Source organism: Streptomyces sp. NPDC021749 (assembly GCF_040640655.1).
Classification (GTDB): domain Bacteria; phylum Actinomycetota; class Actinomycetes; order Streptomycetales; family Streptomycetaceae; genus Streptomyces.
In genome coordinates, this window is sequence record NZ_JBFACE010000009.1 from 43,140 (window position 1) to 67,423 (window position 24,284).

Genomic DNA, 24,284 nt, shown 5'->3' on the forward strand with positions numbered 1-24,284 from the left:
GCCCACGTCGAATCGGCTCAGCTGCTCTTGGCGAGCGCTTCGCGGCGGATCCAGTTCAGCAAGGTGGGATTGTCGACGGTGGTGATGACGTTGACGGTGGTGCGGAGGTAGCGGTCGTCGTCCAGCAGGGCCAGCATGCTCGCGACCAGGTCCACACGGGCGGTGAACCTGCCGTCCGCGTGGCCCTCCACAACGGTGTAGTCGGTGGCCGACGGCAGGTGGTACAGACCGCTGGGGCGCACGATCGTCCAGTCCAGATCGCTGGCCCGGACCAGCGCTTCCATCCGCCGCATGTCGTCGTACAGAGTCTTGCCCAGCACTCCGGTCACGTAAGGCAGAAGGACTCGGTTGAACAGGAACCCGCCGTCGGAGTACGGCTGCGGGTCGACCCCACTTGGGCTGACCACGGCGAGTCGGCGCACGTGGTGCCGTGTCATCGCGGCGATGATATTGGCCGCTGCGCGTGAATAGATGCTGATGGGTTCCTTCCCCGCGGGGACCCCGAGGGTGGAGAGCACCGCATCGCGCTGCGCCACGGCGGCGTCGACGGCCTCGGGATCGAGCGCATCGGCACCGACCACTTCGAGCCGCTCATGGTGCACGGGAAACGAGTCCGGCTGCCGGGTGACCGCGGTGACGTGATGCCCGGCGGCGAGTGCCTGGCCGGTGAGCAGGCGGCCGGTGGGACCGTTGGCTCCGAAGACTGCGATTCGCATGACGACTGTCCTTCTCTGGTGACGAAACCTTCTGGTGAGCGGTCCGGGAAGCTGCGCGGCACGGCTCCCGTACGAAACGCAGCCGGCCGAACGCCTGCGTCCGTGCCTGTGCCTGTGCCTGGCACTGTGTCTCTGCCTGTGCCTGTGCGTGGGGCCGTGCCTGCGCGTGGGGCCGTGCCAGCAGCTCCTCCGGTCAGCCCGGGTCCCGGCGGGCCTGCTGTGTTTCGCGCAGGACCGCCCAGGCATCCGCCACGGGTCCCACATGCCCGAGCTTGTCGGGGTTGCTGACCGTGCGGATCGTCTGGATCTGCCCGTCGAGGATGTCGAGCGTCCAGGTGTGGATGACCTTGCCGTCCCGGTCGCGGAAGATGGCCCCCGGCTGGCCGTTCACCTGATGCGGTTCCACAACGCCGTCGATCCGGGCGAACGGCAGGACGAGGGCGGCGAGCACCCGGGACACATGATCGGCGCCGAAGAAGCCGGTGGCCCACTGCGGGGCCTTGCCGCCGCTGTCCGCGACCATCTGAACGTCGGCGGCGAGCAGTTCCCGCAGCCCATCGACGTCCCCCTCGGCGAAGGCGTCGAAGAACCGCCTGGCGAGTTCCTCACGCTCGCGTCGGTCGGCCTCGAACCGGGGCCGTCCCTGGTGCATGTGACGGCGTGCCCGCACCACCAGCTGGCGGCACGCCGCCTCCGAGCGGCCCACCGCGGAACCGATCTCGGAGAACTCGAACCCGAACACCTCCCGCAGGACGAACACCGCCCGCTCCAGGGGGCTGAGCCGCTCCAGCAGCAACAGGGCCGCCATCGACACCGAGTCGGCCAGCTCCGCCGACCGCTCCGGATCCTCGTACGGGTCGCTCAGCAGCGGCTCCGGGAACCACGGTCCGACGTATTCCTCGCGCCGGACGCGGGCCGAGCGCAGCACGTTGATCGAGACGCGGGTGACCACGGCCGACAGGAACGCCTTGGCCGACGTGGGGGACGTGGCGGAGGTCTCGTAGCGCAGCCAGGTCTCCTGCACGGCGTCCTCCGCCTCCGTCACGCTGCCCAGGATCCGATAGGCGATCGAGAACAGCAGCGGCCGCAACTCCTCGAACTGCTCGGCCCGTTCCGTGTTTCCGGTCACACCGACTCCCCCTCGAACCTCTCCCGCCACGAGGGCCGGCGCAGCTCGGCCGCGTTCGTGGTCGTGGCCCCTCACCCCATGGCGCCCACGGCCCAGGAGTTGCGGCACCCCCCGCCGCCCCGGGCCCCCGGCCCCGCCAGCCACGAACACCCGCATGACCATCACTTTCCTGACATGAGCGTCTGTCTTCGAATGGAAAGGTGGTGGGCACAACGTCTCCAGGGCTGCGCGGACGGGCGTTCCCCACCTCGACGGCCCTGCGCCCAAGGAGAAGTCCACCCGAAGCGGGGCACGTTTCCGCATGTCAGCGCATGGAGACAGGGCCGTTGACGCGTCGGGCGGGTCAAGGGCGCCAGCGCTGTGCGTATCCCTCCCGCAGGGGCCCGCCGAGCAGGTCGAGCACCTGCCCCACCGCCGTTGCCAAGGGCCCGGGATCGGCGCGTTCGGCAACCGTCTGATGGCCGTCCAACAGGGCCTTGCCGAGAGCCGGGTCCGCAGTCAGCAGTCTGCGCGGAAGCCATTTACCGATACCCGTCCACGCCCCGTGGTGGGCAGTGAGCAGATGTGTTGCCTCGCGGAGGGTGTGGTCGGCCAGGGACAGCTGTTCGTACCGCTCAGCGGGCGAGGTATCGAGCAGGTCATCCAGGTAGCAGGTGAGTACGTAACGGCCGTGCTGCCACTCCGTCGGGGTCAGCGGGGCAGGGCCGGCAGCGACCATTGCCCGCGCCTGGTCACGGGTCCGGGCGATATGGCCGTGCGGATCGGTCAGCGGCAGGCCTTCGGCGTAGAGGAACAGGACGGTCCCGCGGCGACGGGCCCGGTCCCACTCGAAGAACGCGGGCATGTCCGCGACGCTGTTCAAGAACAACTCGGCCAGCCGGCCCTCATGCCGGATGACCTCGCGGCGGCTGCTGTCCGGGTCCGGCAGGAGGACGGCCACGTCCAGGTCACTGGTCGAGGTGGCGCGGCCTTGGGCGGCCGAGCCACCGAGTACGGCACCCAGAGCATGGGGGAAGTGGGCCGTCACCAGGTGCAGAGCTTGGGTCTCAGCGGATTTCCGGTCGGTCATGGAGGTCCATCGTGCCAGCGAGCGGGTGCGTCTTCCACGCGGGCGGCAGCGGCTCCACCGGGCGAGGTGGCGGTGTCGGCGGGCGACGTAGCCGCCGTCGACGGGGAGGGCGACGCCGACGGCCATGTCGTAGGCGGACAGGTGGCCGGCGGCACCACCGCACGGTCGCTGACCCGATGGCGCCGCACCGGCTCCGCAGCGGCTTCTGGAAAGGCCGCCGCTCAGGAGCCCGGCGCGACGGTCGGCCTTCCCCTACAGCGAGACATCGGGGTGGAGCCGTCCGACCGTCCACACCCGTTGCCGTCGGACGGCCCAGGTGGTCACGGCCAGGAAGCCGGCGGTGCAGGCGAGAAGGACCGCGAAATCCCGCAGGAGATTGCCGGTGAGGCCGCCCGAGACGGTGACGCGCATCCCGTCGACGAGGTAGGTCATGGGGAGGAGCGGGTTCAGGAACTGGAAGAAGGCCGGCTCGGTGGGCAGCGGGTAGAGGCCGCCGGAGGCGGTGAGCTGCAGGATGAGCAGGACCAGGGACAGGACGTCGCCGGGCACGCCGAACACGGTGCGCAGACAGTGGTCGACGGCCACGAACGCCGCCGCCGCGGTGACCAGGAGCGCGAGCGTCCAGAAGGCGTGGACGGGGTTCAGTCCGAGGGCCAGGTCGACGACGCCGTAGAGCACCAGGGCGCCCACGGCGCCGAGCAGGGCGGCCGGCAGCCATCCCGCGACGGCGGTGGTGAAGGCGCTGACCCGGCCGGTCAGGGCACGGGTGTTGAGGGGGCGCAGCAGGAGGTAGGCGAAGAGGCCGAACACCCATAGGGCGATGCCGAAGAAGAACGGTGCGAGGCCTCGTCCGTAGACCCCGGCCGGGTGCAGGTTCGTCCGGTCGATGTGTACGGGTGTGCCCAGCACCGCGGCGGCGTGGGCGACCTGGTCGGGGCTGGTGCGGGGGATCTTGTGCAGTCCGTCGTCCACGGTGCGGGAGACGTCCGAGGCGCCGCCGTGCGCCTGTTCGGCGGCGGTGTGCAGGGCGCCGGAGCCCTTCTCCAGGGTGGCGAGCCCTTCGACGAGGCCGTGCGCGCCGTCGGCCGCGCTGTGGGAACCGGTGTCGACGAGGCGGAGCGGGGTGTGCAGGGCGAGCACGTCGCCTCGGAGCGAGCCGACGTCGGCTTGGAGGCGTTCGGCTTCGTGGAGGGCCCGGCGGGCGTTGTTCTCCGCGGCGGCGGCCCGCCCGTCGAGGGCGGTGGCGGTGGAGTCCAGGCTGCGGGCGTGGCTCAGGGTCCTGCGATAGGCGGGGTCGTCGTGGAGTTCGGGGTGGGAGTCGGCGAGAGCGGTGAGGTCGTTCACGGCCCGGGAGGTGCCCTTGCGGGTGGCGGTGGTGGCGGTGTGCACGGCGTCCAGGCCTTCGGTGGTGAGCCGGGCGGTGCTCACCAGGGCGGAGGCGGCCCCGGGAAGCCGGTCGGCGGCTGCCTGGTCCAGACGGCCCGCGAGGTCGTCGATCTGTCCTGTGGCCCTGGCGATCTGCCGCGCCCCGGTGGCGACTCCGGTGGCCCCGTCGTGAAGGGTGGCGGTGGCCGAGGCAATCGTCGACGTGCCCTGCTGGGCGACGCGGGTGGCTCCCACCAGCCGGTGTGCGCTGTCGGAGGCGGTGGTCAACTTGCCGCGTACGTCCGAGAGTTCGCCGTAGATGCTGCGCACATAGGCGGCGTGGGTGGCGGAGTTGATCTGGTCCTGCAGCTTGGTCTGGACGACCTCGGTCATGATGCCGGCGATGTAGTTGTTGGCGTCGTTGAGTTCGATCCGGATGCCGGCCTGTTGGGGACGGGTGTCGGCGCCGGTGGCGATCTTGCGGCTGAAGTCGGGCGGGATGTCGATGGTGAAGAAGTAGCGGCCGTGTTCCAGCCCTTCGCGCGCCTCGTCCCGGCCGACGAAGTGCCAGTCGAAGGTGCCGGACGCCTTGAGCTGTTTCACCAGTTGATCACCGGCGTCCACCCGGCGGCCCTGCTTGGCGTGCGCCAGGTGGTCCTGGTTGACGACGGCCACCGGCATCCGGTCGGTCTTGCCGTACGGGTCCCAGTTCGCCCAGAGGTACATCGCGCCGTACAGCAACGGCACCAGGCAGAGCAGTACGGGAACCAGGCGGCGCACCGGGCCTCGGAAGCGCCGGAGTTCCAGCAGTGCCAGCTTGACGGCTTTCATGTCTCGGTGTCCTCTCGGGCGACGGCCGTCCCGGCCGGGAGGCGGTCCCGGCTCCGCCGCGGCAGTGACAGCGCGACGAGGCCGGGGGTGGGCGGCGGTGTGCGGAGGCACCCGGCCAGTACGGTGGGGCCGGGTCCGCTGTTCCTGACCCGGTCCAGCGCCTGCCATACGCTGCCGTGCGCATCGGGCGGCAGTCCTTGGTCGACGTCATCGACGACAAGGGCGCCGGGGTGCTCGGCGAGCGCCAGCGCGGTCGCCAGCAAGAACGCCTCGACCGGGTCGAGGTCCTCGACCAGATCCGTCCCGCGTGGGGCGATGTCCACGACCTCGAACGCCTCGTGGATGCGTCGTTCGGTCACTTCCGCTCCCGTCAGGCGACGTTCCGCCATCACCTCCTTCACCCGCAGCCGTCCTTCGAGGGCGACGCCGGGTGCCGCCCGGGCGACGGCCACCGCGGCCCGCACCCGCCGGCCGTCCGCGGGCAGGACGTGCCCCCCGACCCGGATGGCGCCGCCGGACAATCGCATGCGCCCGGCGAGCGCGAGCAGCAGCGTCGTACGCCCGCAACCTGCCGGCCCGTGTGCGGCCAGCAGTCCGCCCGCCGGCACGTCCAGGTCCACGCCCTCGAACACCGGCCCTCTCGGACCGTGCACACTCGCCCCACGGGCGATCACGTCAACTCCAGCCCCTGTCATGCAGCAACGCCTAGCCCGGAGTGGGCAACACACCCTTGAGAAAGGGCAGTTGTGACGATGCTCACGCGGTACGGCCTGATGACGCGGCTGCTGACCGGTGCCGCTTCGGGGTGCCGCTGGAACCGCTGTACGTTTCCAAGCTCGCCCGCGCCCTGGAGGCCGCCGGACTCGTCGCCCGCACCCGGGACCCGAACGACCCGCGCGCCATGCAGCTGTCACTCACCGAGCAAGGGCGCGACGTCACACGCCGCGCGATCACGGTGGTCCAGGGCCTGCTGGACCAGTTGCTGGAACCGCTCGGGGGACAGGACGGCCCGCGCAGCCGGCAGTTCACCCGCGAGCTGGCGACCCTGCTCGACGCACCTCTTGATCCGCACACCGCGAACGACAAGGAGCAGTCATGACCCCCACCGCCCCCACTGTCAATGGCCGGGTCATAGCCCTGGCGCACTACGCCGGGCGCGCCCTCGTGGAAGGCGTCATGGCCCGCCGCGGTGCCACGTTCCACCAGAGCGTGACCCTCCGCGCCGCCGTGACCGCGGGCGGGTCCCTCGGTCGGGACGAGCTCGTCGGCGACGTCACCGGCTCACTGAAGATCGACGAGTCGGTCGTGCACGGCGTCATCGACGAGCTGACGGCTGCGAAGCTGCTGGAAGCGGATCCGGCGGAGGCCTCCCGGTTGCGGCTCACCGACGCCGGACGGGAGCTGTGCGAGAGCACCGCCGCCGAGACCGCAGAGATCTCCGCCCGGCTGTACGCCGGCATTCCGGCCAAGGACCTGGCGGTCGCCGGCCGTGTGTTGGCGCTGCTCACGGAGCGGTCGAACGCCGAATTGGCCGGCGCCTGAGGTCTGTCCCGTCCCTCACGAGCGGAGCCGGACCGGCGGCGGGTCCCGGGGCGCCGAGGCGAACCCGGTCGCTGACGTGGAGGAGGGCGGTGCGTTGCACCCGCGCGGCGGCCGCCCTTCCTCCCCGGCCCGCTCTTCCTGCTAGGACCGGCTCACGGCCACTGCCGCACCGAATCAGGCGGATCCGGCCGTGAGCTCCGCGAGTTCGCCCAGAACCCGGGCCGCCGGTGCCGGGTCGATCAGCCACTTCAGATGGCTGCCTTCGAGGGTGCGGACCTCGTACGGGTTGTCCGGCGTCAGGGCGTTGCCCTCGCGGATCAGCCGGTCCTGCATGACGGGCGGCAGACTCGCGTCGTCGGCCAGACGCACGAACGCCTTGGGGATGCGGCCCCAGGTCGCCGCCTGGGCCCGGTCGGCGGACGTGCCGACGTCCAGGTTCTCGTCGGGCTGGAAGGTGTTCAGGAAGGTGAAGAACTCGTCGTCGGTGCCGTCGGCGAGGAAGGCCGCCTTGAACGCCGCGAGGGCGTCCGGATCCGCGGTGCGGAAGTTGACGCGCAGCAGACCGAGTTCGGCCGGGTTCCCGGCCATCGCCAGACCCAGCGAAGCGGCGTCGACGGTGGCCATCTCCGGCTCGGCGTAGTAGTCGTTGACGTCCAGATCGACCGGGCACCAGGCTGCGACGTAAACGATGCGGTCGATCAGGTCCGGCCGCGCGTTGGCCGCAGCGGTGGCCGTGATACCGCCACGGCTGTGCGAGACCAGGATCACCGGCCCGTTCTCCTTGGCCCGTTCCAGGATCCCGATCAGGTGCGCGGCGTTGTCGGCGAGCGTGACCCCCTTGAGCGAGCCGGGCACGGCGGCGAGGCCTTCGAGGTCCTGCGGCGCCTGATAGGCGCGCGGGTAGCCTGCTCCGAAACCGTGGCCGGGGAGGTCGACAGCGACCGAACGGTGCCCGAGGAGGCCCAGTTCGGCCTGGAGCGGTGCGAAGGAAAAGGAGTTCGCGAAGGCTCCGTGAACCAGTACGAACGTCGGCTGCATCTGTCTTCCCACCTGCGGAGTCGGAATCGAGGGACAACGCGAACGGTTGCCCGATATTCCAGGGGACACTACGCAAGGCAAGATCACCCAGGCAACCGGTACAAACCCTTCCGCTTGTGCAGGGCTATTCTCCGCCCTTCTCCTTCTCCTCCTCCCGCTCTTCCTGCTCTTCCTGCTCTTCCTGCTCCTTCTCGCGGACTGCCGATTCACGGAAGCCGTCCAGGGCGGCCGCGTACTTGCTCATTCGGATGCTGAGGCTGCCATAGGTGATGAGCGCGCTTCCCACCACGGAGATGGGGAGGGAAACGCCCAACACGGCAATCACTTCGGGCCAGTCCCGCTCCTCCGCGCAGGCATCCTCCAACCATCCTCCGTTGGCGGTGCCCTCGTCGGTGAACAGACGGGCCGCGCACTTCTGGGAGTAGCCCTCGGGCCCGTGCCGCACTTCGTAGGGCATGAGGAGCAGCACGCCGCACCACACCCACAAGAGGGCCGCGATGACGGCGAGACCGAACCCCATGTCCCTTGTGCGTACGCTGCGTTCGCGGAATTTCTCTACATCGGGATGCACGGGCTCGAACGTAGCAGCGGTGGCGGGCCCGTACGGAAGCGGCCCCGTCGTGCGGCTCGGGCGGGCCGACCGGTTGGGCTGACGGTCGTACGGGGTCCCGCGCCCGCTAGCGCGCTCCGTACACCGGCTGCGGGGGCTCGGCGTCGGCGAGGAGCCTGCGGGCGGTCTCGCCCGCCTCGGCGGGGGTCCAGCGGGCACCCTTGTCGGCGGTGGGGCCTGGCCGCCAGCCCTCCATGACGGTGATCCGCCCGCCCTCCGCCTCGAAGACCCGGCCGGTCACCCCGACGCAGGTGCCGGACCCCAGCCAGACGACGAGCGGTGAGACGTTCTCAGGGGCCATCGCGTCGAAGTCGTCGCCCTCGGGGGCGGCCATGGTGTCGGCGAAGGTCTGCTCGGTCATCCGGGTGCGGGCGGCCGGCGCGATCGCGTTGACCTGGATGCCGTAGCGGCCCAACTCGGCGGCTGCGACCAGGGTCAGGCCGATGATGCCGGCCTTGGCGGCGGAGTAGGTGCCCTGGCCGACGCTGCCGAGCAGACCGGCCCCGGAGCCGGTGTTGATCACTCGGGCCTCGGGCGTGCGGCCGGCCTTCGCCTCGGCGCGCCAGTGCGCGGCGGCGTGCCTGAGCGGCAGGAAGTGGCCCTTGAGGTGGACGCGCATGACCGCGTCCCAGTCGTCCTCGTCGAGGTTGACCAGCATGCGGTCGCGCAGGAATCCGGCGTTGTTGACGAGGGTGTCGAGGCGGCCGAAGGCGTCCAGGGCGGTGGTGACGAGCGAGGCGGCGCCCTCGGTAGTGGCGATGTCGCCGCAGTGCGCGACGGCCTCGCCGCCGAGTGCCCGGATCTCGTCGACGACCTGTTGGGCGGGGCCGGCGGTCCCGCCGCTGCCGTCGAGGCCGACGCCGAGGTCGTTGACGACGACCTGGGCGCCCTCGGCGGCGAAGGCGAGGGCGTGTGCGCGGCCGAGTCCGCGGCCCGCGCCGGTGACGACGGCGACGCGTCCGGTGCAGATTCCGGTCATGGTGGAGTCCTCTCGGTGAAGGTCAGTGGTTCACGGTCGCGGCGTCGAGGAACGCCGGCCGCTCGCCGCCGCCGTGGACGTGGAGACTCGCGCCGCTGATGTACGCGGCCCGGTCCGAGGCGAGGAAGACGCAGGCGTCGCCGATCTCCGTCGGCTCGGCGAGCCGGCCGAGCGGGACGGTGCGGCCGACGGAGGCGATGCCGTCCTCGTCGCCGTAGTGCAGAGCGGACAGTTCGGTGCGGACCATGCCGAGGACGAGGGTGTTGACGCGCACGCGGGGTGCCCATTCCACGGCCATGGAGCGGGCCAGGTTGTCCAGACCCGCCTTGGCGGCGCCGTAGACCGCCGTGCCCGGTGACGGCCGGGTGCCGCTGACGCTGCCGATCATGAGGATCGCCCCGCCGCGCTCCTGATCGCGCATCATCCGGTACGCGGCGAGCGAGGCGGTGAGCGGGGCGACGAGGTTGAGTTCGACGAGCCGGGCGGCGTGGTGGGTGTCGCAGTCGGCGAGCAGCCGGAAGGGGGTGCCGCCGGCGTTGTTGACCAGGGTGTCCAGCCGTCCGTGGTCGGCACGGACCCGGTCGAAGAACGCGCCGACCGCGTCCGGATCGCGAACGTCGAGCGGAACGAAACGGGCGGTGCGCCCGGCGGCTTCGACGGGCTGGTCCGGGGGGCGTCGTGCGCAGGTCACCACGTCGGCGCCGGCGGCGAGCAGGGCGCGGGTGATTCCCGCGCCGACGCCCCGGGTCCCCCCGGTGACGACGGCGACGTGTCCGGACAGATCGGTGATCGCTGGCAAGGCACACCTCCCGCAGCGCGCGGACCGCTGCTATCTTCCGCCTAACAAATGTTTGGTGGAAAGGTAGCTGATCTGCTCATGGGTGTCTCCACCTCCGCCCCCGAAGCGGGCATCGCCGTCGTCACCGTGGACTTCCCGCCGGTCAACGCCCTTCCGGTACAGGGCTGGTACGACCTGGCCGCCTCGGTACGTGCCGCCGGGACCGACCCGAAGGTGCGCTGTGTGGTGCTCACCGCCGCCGGCCGCGGCTTCAACGCCGGGGTCGACATCAAGGAAATGCAGCGCACCGAGGGCCACCAGGCCCTGATCGGCGCCAACCGCGGCTGCTACGACGCGTTCGCCGCCGTCTACGACTGCGAGGTGCCGGTGGTCGCCGCCGTGCAGGGCTTCTGCCTGGGCGGCGGGATCGGGCTGGTCGGCAACGCGGACGCGATCGTGGCGAGCGAGGACGCGACCTTCGGGCTGCCCGAGCTGGACCGGGGCGCGCTCGGCGCGGCCACCCACCTGGCCCGGCTGGTCCCCCAGCACCTGATGCGGGCGCTGTACTACACCTCCCGCACCGCCACCGCCCAGGAGCTCCTTCAGCACGGCTCGGTGTGGCGGGTGGTCCCGCGCGAGCAACTGCCCGACGCGGCCCTGCAGTTGGCCCGCGAGATCGCGGCGAAGGACGGCTGTCTGATCCGCCTCGCCAAGGCCGCCATCAACGGCATCGACCCGGTGGACGTCCGCCGCAGCTACCGCTTCGAGCAGGGCTTCACCTTCGAGGCCAACCTCAGCGGCGTCGCCGACCGGGTCCGCGACACCTTCGGCGCAGGCGTCGGCGCCGCCACCGTCAACGGAGAGGAGCAGCACTCATGAGCCGGGACAAGACGATGACCGCCGAGGAGGTGGTCGGCCGGCTGGAGAGCGGCATGACGCTCGGCATCGGCGGCTGGGGCTCGCGCCGCAAGCCGATGGCGCTGGTCCGCGCGCTGTTGCGGTCCGGCCTCACCGATCTGACGGTGGTGAGTTACGGCGGCCCGGACGTCGGGCTGCTCGCCGCCGCCGGGAAGATCCGCAAGTTGGTCGCCGCCTTCGCCACCCTGGACTCCATCCCGCTGGAGCCGAACTTCGGGGCGGCCCGGCAGCGCGCCGCGTTCGAGATGGTGGAGCTGGACGAGGCCATGTTCCTGTGGGGGCTGACCGCGGCCTCGCACCGCCTGCCGTTCATGCCGATTCGGGCCGGCCTCGCCTCGGACGTGATGACCGTCAATCCGCAGCTGCGGACGGTCAGGTCCCCCTACGAGGACGGGGAGGAGCTCGTCGCCGTACCGGCCCTGCGGCTGGACGCCGCGCTGGTCCACCTCAACCGGGCGGATGCGCACGGCAACGGCCAGTACCTGGGCCCGGACCCGTACTTCGACGACCTGTTCTGCCAGGCCGCCGACCGGGCGTACCTCTCCTGCGAGCGGATCGTGGACACCCCGGACCTGCTCAAGGAGCACGGCCCGCAGTCACTTTTGGTCAAGCGCGCGTTCGTGAACGGCGTGGTGGAGACCCCGAACGGCGCGCACTTCACCTCCTGCGCCCCCGACTACGACCGCGACGAGACGTTCCAACGCGCCTACGCCCGGGCCGCCCGCGATCCGGAGGCCTGGCGGGCCTTCACCGGGCGGTTCCTGTCCGGGGACGAGGACGCGTACCAGGCCGCGGTGGCGGCGTTCCACGAGGAGGAAGCATGAGCGGGACCGGCACGGTGCCGGCGACGCGGGCCGAGTACTGCGTGGTGGCCTGCGCCGAGGCCTGGCGGGATGCGGGCGAGGTACTGGCCAGCCCCATGGGCACGATCCCGATGGCCGGGGCCCGGTTGGCGAAGCTCACCTTCTCCCCCGACCTGCTGCTGACGGACGGCGAGGCACTGCTCATCGGCGACGTACCGGCGGTCGGCGCCCAGGCCGAGGTGGTCGAGGGCTGGCTGCCGTACCGCCAGCACCTGGCGCTGGTGGCCACCGGGCGGCGGCACGTGATGATGGGCGCCAGCCAGCTGGACCGGTACGGCAACCAGAACATCTCCTGCATCGGCGACTGGGCCCGGCCCAAGCGCCAGCTGCTCGGTGTGCGCGGCGCGCCGATCAACACCCTGAACAATCCGACCAGTTACTGGGTTCCTCGGCACTCCCGGCGCGTCTTCGTCGAGCGGGTCGACATGGTGTCGGGCGTCGGCTACGACCGCGCCGCGGCGGCCGGCCCGGCCGCGAGCCGCTACCACCGCATCCCCGAGGTCATCAGCGACCTGGGCGTCCTCGACTTCGCCACCCCGGACCGCACGATGCGGCTGCGTTCGGTGCACCCCGGCGTCACCGTCGAGCAGGTCGCCGAGGCCACCGGTTTCGCGCTCACCGTTCCGGACGGGGTGCCGTACACCCGCAAGCCGACGGCCGAGGAGCTGCGGCTGATCCGCGAGGTCGTCGACCCGAAGGGGCTGCGGGAGCGGGAGGTGCCACCCTCATGACGGACGTCGGGATCGAGACGCCGCTGACCAAGCTCGTGGGGGTCCGGCACCCCCTCGTGCAGACCGGCATGGGGTGGGTCGCCGGCCCCCGGCTCGTCTCGGCCACCGCCAACGCGGGCGCGCTGGGCATCCTCGCCTCGGCCACCATGAGCCCGGACCAGCTGCGTTCGGCCGTGCGCGAGGTCGCGTCCCGTACGGACGCGCCGTTCGGGGTCAATCTGCGGGCGGACGCGGGCGACGCCGCCGAGCGCGTCCGGATCATCGTCGACGAGGGCGTGAAGGTCGCCTCGTTCGCGCTCGCCCCCTCGCGCGAGCTGATCGCCCGCCTCAAGGACGCCGGAGTGGTCGTCATCCCGTCGATCGGCGCCAAGCGGCACGCGGAGAAGGTCGCCGCGTGGGGCGCCGACGCGGTGGTGGTGCAGGGCGGCGAGGGCGGCGGCCACACCGGGAACGTGGCCACGACGGTGCTGTTGCCGCAGGTCGTGGACGCCGTGGACATCCCGGTGATCGCGGCCGGCGGGTTCCACGACGGCCGCGGCCTGGTCGCCGCGCTGGCGTACGGTGCCGCCGGGATCGCCATGGGCACACGCTTCCTGCTCACCTCCGACAGCACCGTCCCGGACCCGGTCAAGGCCACCTACCTGGCCGCGACGGTCAAGGACATCACCGTCACCACCAAGGTCGACGGCCTGCCGCACCGGATGCTGCGCAGTGAGCTGGTCGACGCCCTGGAGCGCTCGGGCCGGGTGACGGCGCTGCTGCGGGCGGTGCGCCATGCCGCCGCGTTCCAGCGCGACTCCGGCATGAGCTGGGCGCAGATGGTCCGCGACGGCCTGGCCGTGAAGCACGGCAAGGAACTGACATGGAGTCAGGTACTGCTGGCGGCCAACACCCCGATGCTGCTCAAGGCGTCGATGGTCGAGGGCCGCACGGACCTCGGGGTGATGGCCTCGGGCCAGGTGGCGGGACTGATCGACGACCTGCCGTCCTGCGCCGAACTCGTCGACCGCGTCATGACCGAGGCGCAGCACACCCTGCGCGCCCTTCCCCTCGCGAGCCGCGTCCCCCCGCAGGGACGGGATTCCCCTTCATCGACAGGGAGTTGAGGTCATGCGCACCACCCCTGTACGACTGACCGCGGCCGCGGTCGTCTCCGTTCTCACCGTCGGCGTCCTTCCGGCTGCGCCGCAGCCGATGCCCCGGCGCGGGCCGCCGTCGCCACCGCCCCGCGCCCCGAGCGGGCCGCCGACGCCGTCCACCCCATCGCGCTGCAGGGCGCGGTGAACGTCCGCGACCTCGGTGGTCACCGCACCGGCTACGGGCGGCACGTCCGCTACGGCCAGGTGTTCCGGGCCGACGGGCTCGGCAGGCTGACCGACGCCGATGCGGCGAAGCTGTCGGCACTGCGGCTGCGGACCGTGGTGGACTTCCGCGTTCCGCCTCCGCGCGCGGCTGGTGAGGTGAGGAGGCCGACGACCGCTGGCCGCCCCCGGTGCATCACAGCCGCTCGATGATCGTGACATTCGCCTGGCCGCCGCCCTCGCACATGGTCTGCAGGCCGAACCGGCCGCCGGTGCGCTCCAGTTCGTGCAGCAGGGTGGTCATCAGCTTGGTGCCGGTGGCGCCGAGCGGGTGGCCGAGGGCGATGGCGCCGCCGTTGACGTTGACCTTCTCCGGGTCGGCGCCGGTCTCCTTGAGCCAGGCGAGGACGACCGGGGCGAAGGCCTCGTTGATCTCGACGAGGTCGATGTCGTCGAGGGTCATCCCGGCCTTCTTCAGCGCGTAGGCGGTGGCGGGGATGGGCGCGGACAGCATCCGGATCGGGTCCTCGCCGCGCGCGGAGAGGTGGTGGATGCGGGCGCGCGGGGTCAGCCCGTGCTCCCGTACGGCGCGCTCGCTGGCGAGAAGGACGGCGGAGGCGCCGTCGGAGACCTGGGAGGAGACCGCGGCGGTGAGCCGGCCGCCCTCGATCAGCGGCTGGAGGCCCGCCATCTTCTCCAGGGTGGTGTCGCGGCGCGGGCCCTCGTCCGTGGTCACCTCGCCGTACGCCACGGTCTCGCGGTCGAAGCGGCCCTCGTCGATGGCGCGGACGGCGCGCTGGTGCGAGCGCAGTGCGAACTCCTCCATGTCCCGGCGGGAGACGTCCCACTTCTGCGCGATCAGCTCGGCGCCGTGGAACTGGTCGACGGGCTGGTCGCCGTAGCGCGCCCGCCAGCCCTCCGAGCCGGCGAACGGGCCCTGGGTGAGGCCGAGCGGCTCGGCGGCCTGGCGGCTGGCGAAGGCGATCGGCACCTGGGACATGTTCTGCACGCCGCCCGCGACCACCAGGTCCTGGGTGCCGGAGAGGACGCCCTGCGCGGCGAAGTGCAGGGCCTGCTGGGAGGAGCCGCACTGCCGGTCCACGGTCACTCCGGGAACCTCCTCCGGCAGACCGGCGGCCAGCCAGCAGGTGCGGGCGATGTCCCCGGCCTGCGGTCCGACGGTGTCCAGGCAGCCGAGGACGACGTCCTCGACGGCCGCCGGGTCGGCGCCGGAGCGCTCCATCAGCGCCTTCAGCACGTGCGCGCCGAGATCGGCCGGGTGCACGGCGGACAGTCCGCCGTTCCGCTTGCCGACCGGGGTGCGGACCGCTTCGACGATGTATGCCTCGGTCATGGCGACTCCTTTTCGTATGTCTACGTTCTGAGGTCGTGCGTCATTCCCGGACGGGCTCCCGGACGGCGATGCCTTCCAGCACCGTCGAGAGGTACTGGCGGGCGATCTCCTCGGGGCCGCGCTGTCCGCCCGGCCGGTACCACGAGGCGGCGACCCACACGGTGTCGCGCACGAAGCGGTAGGTGAGCGGGATGTCGAGGTCGGCCCGGAAGGCCTTGGCGGCCACTCCGCACTCCAGCGTGCCCCGCCACGTCTCCTCGAACTGGAGTCGAAGTGGTAGTAGAGGCTGCCCGCGAGCATGCCGGCCGCGTCCGCGATCCTGCGGACGGTGGTGGCGTTGTAACCCTGGGCGGCGAACACCTCGGCGGCGGTGGCCAGGATCTCCTCGCGCCGCTCGGGCGCCGGGATCATCGCGGTCCTCTTACGGCTACCGCCGGCTCTCGGGACCTGACCATCGTCGTCTCACGGGTGCTGGCTGCTGACCGACAGGACCTCGCCGGTGAGGTACGAGGAGTAGCCGCTGGCGAGGAAGACGATGACGTTGGCCACCTCCCACGGCTCGGCGTAGCGGCCGAACGCCTCCCGGGAGGTCAGCTCCGCCAGCAGCTCGGGCGTGGTGACCTTCACGAGGTGGGGGTGCATGGCGAGGCTCGGCGAGACGGCGTTGACGCGCACTCCGTAGTCGGCGGCCTCCAGGGCGGCGCAGCGGGTGAGGGCCATGACGCCGGCCTTGGCGGCGGCGTAGTGGGACTGGCCCTGCTGGGCCCGCCAGCCGATGACGGAGGCGTTGTTGACGATGGTCCCGCCCCCGCCCGCGGCCTTCATCCGGCGCAGTGCGGCGCGGGTGCAGCGGAAGGTGCCGTTGAGGGTGACGTCGAGGACCATGTCCCACTGCTCGTCGGTCATGTCGACGAGGTCGGCGGTGCCGCCGAGCCCGGCGTTGTTGACGACGATGTCGAGCCGGCCGTGGCGCTCCTCGGCGAGGTCGAAGAGTGCCGCGACCTGGGTTTCATCCGTAACGTCGCAGGTCAGAGCGGTGACGCGGTCGGCTCCGAAGGTGGCGGCCAGTTCGGCTCCGGACTCCTTGAGGCGGCGGGCGTGGGCGTCGGAGAGGACGACGCTGGCGCCCTCTTCGAGGAGGCGCCGGGCGGTGGCACCGCCGATTCCGGCGCCCGCGGCGGCGGTGACGACGGCGCTGCGGCCGGCGAGCAGCCGGTGGCCGGGCACGTACGGGGGCGGGCCCGAGGCGGCGGGCTCGTGCGGCGCCGAGCTCATGGGCGAACCTCCTTCGGCAGGCCGAGCACGCGCTCGGCGATGATGTTCCGCTGGATCTCGTTCGACCCGGCGTAGAGGGTGTCGGCGCGGGAGAAGAGGAACAGCCGCTGCCAGTCGTCGAGGTCGTACGGCGCTTGGGCGGCCGTCAGTCCGTCGGCGCCGCGCACCTCCATGGCGAGTTCGCCCAGCTCGCGGTGCCAGGTGGCCCAGAAGATCTTGCCGATGGACGCCTCGGGGCCGGGGGCGCCGGCGGCGACGCCGTCGAGCATGCGCAGCGCATTGCAGCGGATGATCTCCAGGCCGGTCCAGGCCCGGGCGATGCGGTCGCGGATCAGCGGGTCCTGCGCGGCGCCGTTGCGCTTCGCCAGCTCGATGACGGCCGCCAACTCGCGGCGGAATCCGACCTGTTGGCCAAGGGTGGACACCCCGCGCTCGAAGCCGAGGGTCGCCATGGCGACCTTCCAGCCCTCCCCCGGCGCTCCGACGATGTTCCCGGCGGCGGTGCGGGCGCCGTCGAAGAACACCTCGTTGAACTCGGAGGTGCCGGTGAGCTGGGTGATCGGCCGGACCTCGACGCCCGGCCGGTCCAGCGGCACCAGCAGATAGGACAGCCCGTGATGGCGGGTGGAGTCGGGTTCGGTGCGGGCGACGACGAAGCACCAGTCGGAGGCGTGCGCGAGCGAGGTCCAGATCTTCTGGCCGGTGACCACCCACTCGCCCGCCGCGTCGTCGAGCTCGGCCCGGGTCCGTATGTTCGCCAGGTCCGATCCGGCGTCCGGCTCACTGTAGCCCTGGCACCACAGCTCCTCGACGGCGGCGATCCGCGGCAGGAAGCGCTTCCGCTGCTCGGGGGTGCCGAAGGCCATCAGGGTGGGGCCGAGGAGCTGTTCGCCGAGGTGGTTCACGCGGGCGGGGGCGTCGGCGAGGGCGTACTCCTCGTGGAAGGCGACCTGCTGTGCGAGGGTGGCGCCGCGCCCGCCGTACTCCTCCGGCCAGCCGACGCAGGTCCAGCCCTCGGCGGCCATGTGCCGTTCCCAGGCGAGGCGTTCGGCGAAGGCCTCGTGTTCCCGGCCCGGGCCGCCGCGTCCGCGCAGGCTCGCGAATTCCCCGGTCAGGTGGGCCCGCAGCCAGCCGCGGAACTCGGTGCGGAACTCCTCGACGCTGCTGCTCATGGGCGGCTCCGGACGGCGTTCGGCGGCTGCTGACGGCCCTCGACGGCCGCGGGCCCGTACGTTAACCTACCAAACAATTGTTAGGGAAGGAGGGGCGGATGTCCGCTGCCCGCACTGCACCCTCGGGGCCCGTCCGCTACGAACGCCGGGGGCCCGTCGCCGTGGTCACGATGGACCGGCCCGCATACCGCAACGCCCAGAACTCCGCGATGACCTACGCCCTGGACCGCGCCTTCTACCGCGCGGCCGACGACGACGAGGTCAAGGTCGTGGTGCTCGCCGGGGCGGGGAAGCACTTCTCGGCCGGCCATGACATCGGCACCCCGGAGCGGGACGCGCATCTGCCGTTCGACCGCAAGGCCGGGCTGTGGTGGGACCACTCGGACAAGGAGGGCGCGGAGAGCCGTTATGCCCGGGAGTCCGAGGTCTACCTGGGGATGTGCCGCCGCTGGCGTGAACTGCCCAAGCCGATGGTCGCCGCCGTCCAAGGGGCCTGCGTGGCGGGCGGGTTGATGCTGGCCTGGGTCTGCGATCTGATCGTCGCCAGCGAGGACGCCTTCTTCGCGGATCCGGTGGTGCGGATGGGCATTCCGGGCGTGGAGTACTTCGCCCACCCGTGGGTGATGCCCCCGCGTATCGCCAAGGAGTTCCTCTTCACCGGCGACCGGATGAGCGCGCGGCGCGGGTACGAGGTGGGCATGGTCAACCGGGTCGTCCCGCGCGACCAACTGGACGACACCGTGGGCGAGTTGGCGCTGCGCATCGCGGAGATGCCGCGGCTGGGACTGGCGCTGACCAAGCGCGCGGTCAACCAGGCCGAGGATCTTCAGGGCCTGCACACCGGACTGGACTCCGTCTTCGGACTGCACCACGTGGCACACGCGCACAACGCCGAGGTCGCACGGGACTCCCTGGGCGGCATGGACATCCGCGCCATGCGGCAGCATTCCGAGGGGCGGCCCCCCTACCCCCGAGAGGCGTCCGGCTGATGGACCTGGACTTCACCTCGGCGGAGGACGCGTTCCGCGCGCAGGCCCGCGCCTGGCTCACCGCCCACGTGCCGTCGGTGCCCCTGCCCTCGCTGGAGACCGCGGAGGGTTTCGCCGCGCACCGGGAGTGGGAGCGCACACTGTTCGCGGGCCGCTGGTCGGTGGTCTCCTGGCCCGAGGAGTACGGCGGCCGGGGCGCCTCGATCCTTCAGTGGCTGGTCTTCGAGGAGGAGTACTACGCGGCCGGCGCGCCCGGCCGGGTCAGCCAGAACGGCATCCACCTCCTCGCACCCACCCTCTTCGAGCACGGCACACCGGAGCAGCGGGCCCGGATCCTGCCGCCCATGGCGAGCGGCGAGGCGATCTGGGCCCAGGCCTGGTCCGAGCCGGAGTCCGGTTCCGACCTGGCCTCGCTCCGCTCCACGGCCGTGCGGACGGACGGCGGCTGGCTGCTGAACGGCCAGAAGACCTGGTCGTCCCGGGCCGCCTTCGCCGACCGGGCCTTCGGTCTCTTCCGCAGTGACCGGGACGACCCGGCGGCGGGCAAGCCGCACCGGGGGCTGACGTATCTGATGTTCCCGCTGGACGCGGACGGTGTGACCGTGCGGCCCCTCGGCCGCCTCGACGGCAAACCCGCCTTCGCCGAGCTGTTCCTCGCGGACGTCTTCGTACCGGACGAAGACGTGATCGGCGAACCCGGACAGGGCTGGCGGGTCGCGATGAGCACGGCGGGCAACGAGCGCGGGCTGACGCTGCGCAGTCCGGGCCGGTTCACGGCCGCCGCCGAGCGGTTGACCGCGCTCTGGCGCGAGCACGCCGATCCGGCGGACACCGCGCTGCGCGACCGGGTCGCGGACGCGGTGATCGGCGCCCGCGCGTACCAGCTGTTCACCTACGCCAACGCCGCGCGGATCGCCACGGGAAGCAGCATCGGCGCCGAGTCGAGCCTGAACAAGGTGTTCTGGTCGGAGCTGGACATCGCCCTCCACGAGACCGCACTCGACCTGCTCGGCCCGTACGGCGAGCTGTCGGACGAGGCCGAGGAGGCCCCGGCGCACGGAAGTTGGTCCGAGGGCTACACGTTCTCCCTCGCCGGGCCGATCTACGCCGGCACCAACGAGATCCAGCGCGACATCATCGCCGAGCGGCTGCTCGGTCTGCCGAAGGGACGCCGGTGATGCGGTTCCTCCTCGATGGCGGGCAGCGGGATTTCGCCCACTCGCTGGACGGCATGCTGGCGGCCGCCGACACCCCAGCGGTCGTACGGGCCTGGGCGGCCGGGGACACCGGGCCCGGCCGCGCCGTCTGGGCCCGGCTGGCCGAGGCCGGGGTATTCGCCCTGGCCGTACCGGAACGGCACGACGGGCTCGGACCGCTGCCGGTCGAACTGTGCGTCGCCTTCACGGAGTTGGGCCGGCACGCGGTGCCCGGGCCGGTGGTGGAGACGGTGGCCGCGGCGGCACTGCTGGACCGGCTGGGCGCGCTCGGCGACGAGGCGACGGCCGCTGCCCGGCTGCCGGGCATCGCGTCCGGCAAGACGACCGCCTCGCTCTGCCTGCCCTCCGACGGCACCCCGTACGCCCACAGTCCGTACGCCCTGGACGCCGACTCCGCCGACGCCGTCTTCGTCGTCGACGGGGACACCGTCCGCCTGGCGGAGCGGGCCGGGCCCGTCCAGCCGTCCGCCGACCCCGCGCGCCGGCTGTCCCGGCCGCTCGGCGGAACGCTGCTGGCACGCGGGGCGGGAGTGCCCGCCGCGGCCGCACACGCCGCCGAGGTCGCGGCGCTGGCGACGGCGGCGCAGGCCCTCGGGCTGGGCCGGGCACTGCTGGCCCGGACGGTCGAATACGTCCGTCAGCGCACCCAGTTCGGGGTCGCGATCGGCTCGTTCCAGGCAGTGAAGCACCGGCTGGCCGACGCGCTGATCGCCCTGGAGTTCGCCGAGCCACTGGTGTACGCCGCGGCCCTGGCGCTGGCCGGGCACTCGGACTCGTCGGGCGCCGAGGTCGCGGCGGCCAAGGTGTCCGCCTGCGAGGCCGCGTACGCGACGGCCCGCACCGCCCTCCATCTGCACGGCGCCCTCGGCTACACCGAAGAGCTGGACCTCTCCCTGTGGATCCGCAAGGCCCGCGCGCTGCGTGGTGCCTGGGGCACCCCGAGCGCCTGCCGGGCCCGCGTCGTTGCCCCCTGCCCGGGCGCACCGCGGCCCGCCGTACGGAAAGGAGCAGATGCGTGAGGCTGACGGCGGAACAGGAAGCACTGCGGTCCGCCGTGCGGTCGCTGCTCGCACGCCACGAGGGCGCGACAGCCTGGCGGCCCCTGACCGAGCAGATCGGTGTCGCGGGACTCGCCGTGCCCGAGGAGTACGGCGGCGCGGGCTGCGGGGCCCGTGAAGTCCACGTCGTGATGGAGGAGTTGGGGCGCGCGCTGAGTCCCGTTCCCTACCTCGGCTCGGCGGTGCTCGCGGTGCAGGCGCTGCTCGCCTCCGGTGACGAGGCGGCCTGCGCGCGGCTGCTGCCGGGCCTCGCCGAGGGCCGCGCGGTGGGGAGCCTGGCATGGGCCGAGCTGGGTTCCTGGGATCCGGCGTCGATCCGGGCCGAGGCCGCCCCCGGGCCCGACGGGACCTGGCTGATCACCGGGGCCAAGGAGCACGTGCTGGACGGCGCCCGGGCCGACGTGCTGCTCGTGGCGGCCCGTACGGGCGCCGGGATCTCGCTCTTCGACGTGGCCGTGGACAGCCCGGAAGTGCGCCGCGAGGCGGTGGTCACGATGGACCAGACCCGGGCCCTGGCGCGTGTGGCGCTCGACGCCGCCGAGGGCCGGCTCATCGGCGCGGACGGCGAGGGCGGCGGAATCCTGGGGCACGTGCTGAACCTGGCCTGCACGGCGCTCGCCGCCGAACAGGTCGGCGCGGCCGACCGCGCTGTGGAACTCACCGTCGCCTACGCCAAGGAGCGCATCCAGTTCGGCCGGCCCATCGGTTCCTTCCAGGCGGTGAAGCACCGGCTGGCGGACGCGTACGTACTGGTGGAGTCGGCGCGCTCGGCCGCACTCGGGGCGGCCTTCGCGGCCGCCGAGAACTCACCGGAGCTCATCCGCTGTGCCGCCGTCGCCAAGTCCGCCTGCTCTGAGGCGTTTTCGACCGTTGCGGGCGAGATGATCCAGCTGCACGGCGGCATCGGCATCACCTGGGAGCACGACGCCCACCGCTTCCTCAAGCGGGCGCACGGTGCGGCCCAGCTCTTCGGCCCGCCGAGGTGGCACCGGGCCCGGCTCTCCGCCGACCTGGGGCTCACCGCCGCCTGACCTGACGAAGCCTCGGGGGCATCGCAACCCCCTGCGGATACGGCGATACGGTCACCGTGACCCGTTGTTGGAGGTCTGGGCCCTCGTAGAGGTGCTGGTCCAAGGGGACTTCCTGGTGTGGTCGCCCGGAGGCGGCCGGGGCGACCCGCGGCTACCCGGGGCTGCAGAAACCGTGGTTCCCGTCCTGGATATTCGTGGTCGCCCGCTGACTTTTTCCAGGGCACCGCAGTTCTCGGCATTCTTTCTTCCCCGCGATGATCCGGACCCGGCATAACTGTGGGAACGCGGTACGGGGTCGCACGGCGACGCCTTTCCGCGCAGCACACCACAGTTCAATGAAAAACGGTTCAACGAAAGGCCGGGAACCTTGAGAACTGCCCGAAGGACCGTGTTCGGCCTGGCGGCCGGCGCGACACTCTGCGCCTCCGCCGTGGCCCTCGCACCGGCCGCTCATGCGGCGCCCGAGAACTACGTCAAGATCACGAACAAGGCGGGGATCGTCGCCACCACCTGCTACGAGTGGCTGGGCACCAGCGGAAAGGATTACTGCCACCAGGGCAGGCCGGTGGGTGATTCCTGGACCGCGTACTTCCCGGCGGACGCCACGTCGGCCGTGGTCGATCTGAAGCTCTCGCCCTGGGGAGCGATCCGGGACAGCGCCGCCGTCAAGGACACCAGCAAGAACCACTGCTTCGAGATCCAGGGACTGCTCGGTTCGGAAAAGCTGATCGAAACCGGCTGCTGACAAACGAGGAAGAGAACAGAGCCATGAAATGTGCACGCATGGGCGTGGTCGCCGGTGCCCTCACCACCGCACTCGCCTGCACCGTACCGGCGGCCTTCGCGGGCGAGCCGGAATACACCGCGGTGAACGGCCACACCGACAACTGGGTGAACGAGGCGACGCCCACGGTCGTCTACCAGAACGGCCTCACGGACACCGACCCGGCGCGGGTCAAGGAAGCCTTCGAGCAGTGCAAGAGCCAGTCGGTTTCGTGTGCGGCGACCACGGTCGGCACCCCGGAGAGGGTGACGAAGTGGTTCGACGTGGAAAACACCGGAACCGGCACCGGTCCGCTGGAGAACTGCGGGCAGAACGGGTCGGACATCAAGGAGTCGATCGGCGGCATGCACGCGTTCGCCTGGGGCTGGAACGTGGGAGGGTCCATCGACATCGAGCTGACCAAGGGCGTCGGAATCGGGGCCAGCGGCCAGTACAACGAGACCAACACCGAAACGAAGACCGGCAGCATCGACATCACCGTGAAGCCCGGGCAGCGCGGCATGCTCAAGGTGGGCCACGACATGGAGCGGATCGTCTCCGATGTCACCGTTCAGGGCGGGAAGTTCGGCGGGGCGAAGATCTCGGGGCTGCGCACCGAAATTCCCCTGAAGGAGAGCGTCAAGCGCGCTGCTCCCGACATCGTGCAGTGCGGACAGAAGCTGCTGGTGGAGCAGTGAACCGGACCGGGGAAAAGGGCGCGACCATGAAGAACACCAGACGGGCGGTGGCCTGTGCCGCCGCCGCGATCGGCATCTCATTGGCCGGGGCGGTGGTGACGGCGCCGCCGGCATTCGCCGGCTCGGGCCACTACATCTCGTTCTCGAACAAGGGCTGGTTCGTGGCCAACACCTGTTACAAATGGAAGGGTTCGACGACTTCCGACAGCTGCGACTCCGGCAAGACCATCAACCAGGACTGGCGGGTGGAAATACCGGAGGACGCGACGGGCGTGGAGCTGAGCGTGACGGTGGACGCACAGATCGGCGGCGGGAACATCACCCCGCAGATCACCGACCTGAAGCGCGGCTACTGCTACGAGCTTTCCGGTTACACCTGGGGCCCGAAAATCACCGAGAAGCAGTGCTAGGCCGGACCGGGAGGAGCGAAGCCATGAATGCCGGAAGGCGCCGGATGAAGCAGGCGGGCGGATACGGTGCGGTCGTTCTCGCCATGGTGGTGGGCGGTGGAGTCCTGAGCGCACCGTCGGCCGCCGCCAGTTCGGACAACTCCATCACGTTCACCAACAACGCGCTGTATTTCGTCGACACCTGCTACGAATGGCAGGGACCGGAGGGCGTGGAGAAGAAGAACTACTGCCACAACGCCAAGGCCAAGGGAGCGACCTGGAAGGCGTACTTCCCGCCGGAGGCGACCGGAGCCACCGTCAAGGTCACCTTCGCCGGCTACACCGGCGGAGCGCCGAAGACCGTCACCATCGACGACGCCGACAAGGACCACTGCTACAACCTTGAGGGCGTCTGGCCGAACGTCGCCGAGGTCCTGCGGGTGAACTGCTGACCCGGCACCGGTGACA

26 protein-coding genes and 2 pseudogenes are annotated in these 24,284 nt (G+C 71.5%); 15 read left to right on the forward strand and 13 right to left on the reverse strand.

Annotated features, from left to right (window positions below; all coding sequences use genetic code 11):
- Positions 1-17: 17 nt before the first annotated feature.
- The 5 genes from AB0G35_RS11420 to AB0G35_RS11440 form a co-directional block, all read right to left on the reverse strand.
- The gene (locus AB0G35_RS11420; protein ID WP_360947223.1) at positions 18-716 is read right to left on the reverse strand and encodes an NAD(P)H-binding protein; all 699 of its coding nucleotides are present in this window, start codon (positions 714-716) and stop codon (positions 18-20) included.
- A gap of 193 nt (positions 717-909) precedes the next feature.
- On the reverse strand, positions 910-1,845 hold the full coding sequence (locus AB0G35_RS11425) for an RNA polymerase sigma-70 factor (RefSeq protein WP_360947225.1): 936 nt from the start codon (positions 1,843-1,845) through the stop codon (positions 910-912).
- Positions 1,846-2,188: 343 nt separating this feature from the next.
- Entirely contained in the window at positions 2,189-2,914 is a 726-nt protein-coding gene (locus tag AB0G35_RS11430) for a nucleotidyltransferase domain-containing protein (RefSeq protein ID WP_360947227.1), read from the reverse strand.
- A gap of 252 nt (positions 2,915-3,166) precedes the next feature.
- Complete coding sequence (locus AB0G35_RS11435; RefSeq protein WP_360947229.1) at positions 3,167-5,110, reverse strand: YhgE/Pip family protein; 1,944 nt, start codon at positions 5,108-5,110, stop codon at positions 3,167-3,169.
- Positions 5,107-5,763 carry an ATP-binding cassette domain-containing protein gene (locus tag AB0G35_RS11440; RefSeq protein ID WP_360947231.1) on the reverse strand — a complete coding sequence of 219 codons (657 nt, stop codon included), beginning with the start codon at positions 5,761-5,763 and terminating at the stop codon, positions 5,107-5,109. Before AB0G35_RS11440 ends, AB0G35_RS11435 begins: the two co-directional genes overlap by 4 nt.
- 158 nt (positions 5,764-5,921) lie before the next feature.
- Here AB0G35_RS11440 and AB0G35_RS11445 point away from each other — a divergent pair.
- Together AB0G35_RS11445 and AB0G35_RS11450 are read left to right on the forward strand one after the other, a co-directional pair.
- Positions 5,922-6,209 (forward strand): annotated as a pseudogene (locus tag AB0G35_RS11445) (MarR family transcriptional regulator); the annotation flags it as partial.
- Complete coding sequence (locus tag AB0G35_RS11450; RefSeq protein ID WP_360947233.1) at positions 6,206-6,652, forward strand: MarR family transcriptional regulator; 447 nt, start codon at positions 6,206-6,208, stop codon at positions 6,650-6,652. The pseudogene AB0G35_RS11445 and the gene AB0G35_RS11450, both read left to right, overlap by 4 nt.
- A 174-nt stretch (positions 6,653-6,826) precedes the next feature.
- Here the strand turns inward: AB0G35_RS11450 and AB0G35_RS11455 are convergent, their stop codons facing one another.
- The 4 genes from AB0G35_RS11455 to AB0G35_RS11470 form a co-directional block, all read right to left on the reverse strand.
- On the reverse strand, positions 6,827-7,690 hold the full coding sequence (locus AB0G35_RS11455) for an alpha/beta hydrolase (RefSeq protein ID WP_360947235.1): 864 nt from the start codon (positions 7,688-7,690) through the stop codon (positions 6,827-6,829).
- A 124-nt stretch (positions 7,691-7,814) separates the two neighbouring features.
- Positions 7,815-8,261: a hypothetical protein gene (locus tag AB0G35_RS11460; RefSeq protein ID WP_360947237.1), complete on the reverse strand. Its 447-nt coding sequence runs from the start codon at positions 8,259-8,261 to the stop codon at positions 7,815-7,817.
- A 106-nt stretch (positions 8,262-8,367) separates the two neighbouring features.
- Positions 8,368-9,279, reverse strand: coding sequence for an SDR family oxidoreductase (locus tag AB0G35_RS11465; protein ID WP_360947239.1), 912 nt, complete (start codon positions 9,277-9,279; stop codon positions 8,368-8,370).
- Positions 9,280-9,301: 22 nt separating this feature from the next.
- Positions 9,302-10,078: an SDR family oxidoreductase gene (locus AB0G35_RS11470; RefSeq protein ID WP_360947241.1), complete on the reverse strand. Its 777-nt coding sequence runs from the start codon at positions 10,076-10,078 to the stop codon at positions 9,302-9,304.
- A gap of 78 nt (positions 10,079-10,156) precedes the next feature.
- On the opposite strand from AB0G35_RS11470, the gene AB0G35_RS11475 reads away from it, so the two are divergent.
- From AB0G35_RS11475 to AB0G35_RS11495, 5 genes are all read left to right on the forward strand, one after another.
- On the forward strand, positions 10,157-10,936 hold the full coding sequence (locus tag AB0G35_RS11475; RefSeq protein ID WP_360947243.1) for an enoyl-CoA hydratase family protein: 780 nt from the start codon (positions 10,157-10,159) through the stop codon (positions 10,934-10,936).
- Positions 10,933-11,799, forward strand: a complete 867-nt coding sequence (locus AB0G35_RS11480) for a CoA-transferase (protein WP_360947245.1) — start codon at positions 10,933-10,935, stop codon at positions 11,797-11,799. Before AB0G35_RS11475 ends, AB0G35_RS11480 begins: the two co-directional genes overlap by 4 nt.
- Complete coding sequence (locus AB0G35_RS11485; protein WP_360947247.1) at positions 11,796-12,569, forward strand: CoA-transferase; 774 nt, start codon at positions 11,796-11,798, stop codon at positions 12,567-12,569. The genes AB0G35_RS11480 and AB0G35_RS11485 overlap by 4 nt, the downstream gene beginning before the upstream one ends.
- Entirely contained in the window at positions 12,566-13,675 is a 1,110-nt protein-coding gene (locus AB0G35_RS11490) for a nitronate monooxygenase (RefSeq protein WP_360947249.1), read from the forward strand. The genes AB0G35_RS11485 and AB0G35_RS11490 overlap by 4 nt, the downstream gene beginning before the upstream one ends.
- 174 nt (positions 13,676-13,849) lie before the next feature.
- Complete coding sequence (locus tag AB0G35_RS11495; protein WP_360947251.1) at positions 13,850-14,083, forward strand: tyrosine-protein phosphatase; 234 nt, start codon at positions 13,850-13,852, stop codon at positions 14,081-14,083.
- Here AB0G35_RS11495 and AB0G35_RS11500 read toward each other — a convergent pair.
- The 4 genes and pseudogenes from AB0G35_RS11500 to AB0G35_RS11515 all read right to left on the reverse strand — a co-directional run bounded on the left by AB0G35_RS11500 (position 14,067) and on the right by AB0G35_RS11515 (position 17,671).
- Entirely contained in the window at positions 14,067-15,224 is a 1,158-nt protein-coding gene (locus AB0G35_RS11500; RefSeq protein ID WP_360947253.1) for an acetyl-CoA C-acetyltransferase, read from the reverse strand. The genes AB0G35_RS11495 and AB0G35_RS11500 overlap by 17 nt on opposite strands.
- A gap of 40 nt (positions 15,225-15,264) precedes the next feature.
- Positions 15,265-15,635: pseudogene (locus AB0G35_RS11505) on the reverse strand (TetR/AcrR family transcriptional regulator).
- Between the two features lie 51 nt (positions 15,636-15,686).
- The gene (locus tag AB0G35_RS11510) at positions 15,687-16,499 is read right to left on the reverse strand and encodes an SDR family oxidoreductase (protein WP_360947255.1); all 813 of its coding nucleotides are present in this window, start codon (positions 16,497-16,499) and stop codon (positions 15,687-15,689) included.
- Complete coding sequence (locus AB0G35_RS11515) at positions 16,496-17,671, reverse strand: acyl-CoA dehydrogenase family protein (protein ID WP_360947257.1); 1,176 nt, start codon at positions 17,669-17,671, stop codon at positions 16,496-16,498. Before AB0G35_RS11515 ends, AB0G35_RS11510 begins: the two co-directional genes overlap by 4 nt.
- A gap of 98 nt (positions 17,672-17,769) precedes the next feature.
- Here AB0G35_RS11515 and AB0G35_RS11520 point away from each other — a divergent pair, with 98 nt between their 5' ends.
- From AB0G35_RS11520 to AB0G35_RS11555, 8 genes are all read left to right on the forward strand, one after another.
- Positions 17,770-18,660 (forward strand): enoyl-CoA hydratase, encoded by an 891-nt coding sequence (locus tag AB0G35_RS11520; protein ID WP_360947259.1) that lies wholly within the window; start codon positions 17,770-17,772, stop codon positions 18,658-18,660.
- Positions 18,660-19,838 (forward strand): acyl-CoA dehydrogenase family protein, encoded by a 1,179-nt coding sequence (locus tag AB0G35_RS11525; protein WP_360947261.1) that lies wholly within the window; start codon positions 18,660-18,662, stop codon positions 19,836-19,838. The genes AB0G35_RS11520 and AB0G35_RS11525 overlap by 1 nt, the downstream gene beginning before the upstream one ends.
- Positions 19,838-20,896, forward strand: a complete 1,059-nt coding sequence (locus tag AB0G35_RS11530) for an acyl-CoA dehydrogenase family protein (RefSeq protein WP_360947263.1) — start codon at positions 19,838-19,840, stop codon at positions 20,894-20,896. Before AB0G35_RS11525 ends, AB0G35_RS11530 begins: the two co-directional genes overlap by 1 nt.
- Positions 20,893-21,966 carry an acyl-CoA dehydrogenase family protein gene (locus AB0G35_RS11535; RefSeq protein WP_360947265.1) on the forward strand — a complete coding sequence of 358 codons (1,074 nt, stop codon included), beginning with the start codon at positions 20,893-20,895 and terminating at the stop codon, positions 21,964-21,966. The genes AB0G35_RS11530 and AB0G35_RS11535 overlap by 4 nt, the downstream gene beginning before the upstream one ends.
- Before the next feature lie 430 nt (positions 21,967-22,396).
- Positions 22,397-22,711, forward strand: a complete 315-nt coding sequence (locus AB0G35_RS11540) for a hypothetical protein (protein ID WP_360947267.1) — start codon at positions 22,397-22,399, stop codon at positions 22,709-22,711.
- 23 nt (positions 22,712-22,734) lie between these two features.
- Positions 22,735-23,427 (forward strand): hypothetical protein, encoded by a 693-nt coding sequence (locus AB0G35_RS11545; protein ID WP_360947269.1) that lies wholly within the window; start codon positions 22,735-22,737, stop codon positions 23,425-23,427.
- A 26-nt stretch (positions 23,428-23,453) separates the two neighbouring features.
- Positions 23,454-23,837 (forward strand): hypothetical protein, encoded by a 384-nt coding sequence (locus AB0G35_RS11550; RefSeq protein ID WP_360947271.1) that lies wholly within the window; start codon positions 23,454-23,456, stop codon positions 23,835-23,837.
- Between the two features lie 23 nt (positions 23,838-23,860).
- The gene (locus tag AB0G35_RS11555; protein ID WP_360947273.1) at positions 23,861-24,268 is read left to right on the forward strand and encodes a hypothetical protein; all 408 of its coding nucleotides are present in this window, start codon (positions 23,861-23,863) and stop codon (positions 24,266-24,268) included.
- Positions 24,269-24,284: the final 16 nt, after the last annotated feature.

Excerpts from the sequence above, each read along its gene's own strand:
- AB0G35_RS11520 (WP_360947259.1), top strand. The coding sequence starts at position 17,770 with ATGTCCGCTGCCCGCACTGCACCCTCGGGGCCCGTCCGCTACGAACGC.
- AB0G35_RS11525 (WP_360947261.1), top strand. The coding sequence starts at position 18,660 with ATGGACCTGGACTTCACCTCGGCGGAGGACGCGTTCCGCGCGCAGGCC.
- AB0G35_RS11430 (WP_360947227.1), bottom strand. The coding sequence starts at position 2,914 with ATGACCGACCGGAAATCCGCTGAGACCCAAGCTCTGCACCTGGTGACG.
- AB0G35_RS11490 (WP_360947249.1), top strand. The coding sequence starts at position 12,566 with ATGACGGACGTCGGGATCGAGACGCCGCTGACCAAGCTCGTGGGGGTC.
- AB0G35_RS11555 (WP_360947273.1), top strand. The coding sequence starts at position 23,861 with ATGAATGCCGGAAGGCGCCGGATGAAGCAGGCGGGCGGATACGGTGCG.
- AB0G35_RS11485 (WP_360947247.1), top strand. The coding sequence starts at position 11,796 with ATGAGCGGGACCGGCACGGTGCCGGCGACGCGGGCCGAGTACTGCGTG.
- AB0G35_RS11435 (WP_360947229.1), bottom strand. The coding sequence starts at position 5,110 with ATGAAAGCCGTCAAGCTGGCACTGCTGGAACTCCGGCGCTTCCGAGGC.
- AB0G35_RS11510 (WP_360947255.1), bottom strand. The coding sequence starts at position 16,499 with ATGAGCTCGGCGCCGCACGAGCCCGCCGCCTCGGGCCCGCCCCCGTAC.
- AB0G35_RS11500 (WP_360947253.1), bottom strand. The coding sequence starts at position 15,224 with ATGACCGAGGCATACATCGTCGAAGCGGTCCGCACCCCGGTCGGCAAG.
- AB0G35_RS11530 (WP_360947263.1), top strand. The coding sequence starts at position 19,838 with ATGCGGTTCCTCCTCGATGGCGGGCAGCGGGATTTCGCCCACTCGCTG.
- AB0G35_RS11455 (WP_360947235.1), bottom strand. The coding sequence starts at position 7,690 with ATGCAGCCGACGTTCGTACTGGTTCACGGAGCCTTCGCGAACTCCTTT.
- AB0G35_RS11420 (WP_360947223.1), bottom strand. The coding sequence starts at position 716 with ATGCGAATCGCAGTCTTCGGAGCCAACGGTCCCACCGGCCGCCTGCTC.
- AB0G35_RS11515 (WP_360947257.1), bottom strand. The coding sequence starts at position 17,671 with ATGAGCAGCAGCGTCGAGGAGTTCCGCACCGAGTTCCGCGGCTGGCTG.
- AB0G35_RS11450 (WP_360947233.1), top strand. The coding sequence starts at position 6,206 with ATGACCCCCACCGCCCCCACTGTCAATGGCCGGGTCATAGCCCTGGCG.
- AB0G35_RS11465 (WP_360947239.1), bottom strand. The coding sequence starts at position 9,279 with ATGACCGGAATCTGCACCGGACGCGTCGCCGTCGTCACCGGCGCGGGC.
- AB0G35_RS11550 (WP_360947271.1), top strand. The coding sequence starts at position 23,454 with ATGAAGAACACCAGACGGGCGGTGGCCTGTGCCGCCGCCGCGATCGGC.
- AB0G35_RS11475 (WP_360947243.1), top strand. The coding sequence starts at position 10,157 with ATGGGTGTCTCCACCTCCGCCCCCGAAGCGGGCATCGCCGTCGTCACC.
- AB0G35_RS11480 (WP_360947245.1), top strand. The coding sequence starts at position 10,933 with ATGAGCCGGGACAAGACGATGACCGCCGAGGAGGTGGTCGGCCGGCTG.
- AB0G35_RS11545 (WP_360947269.1), top strand. The coding sequence starts at position 22,735 with ATGAAATGTGCACGCATGGGCGTGGTCGCCGGTGCCCTCACCACCGCA.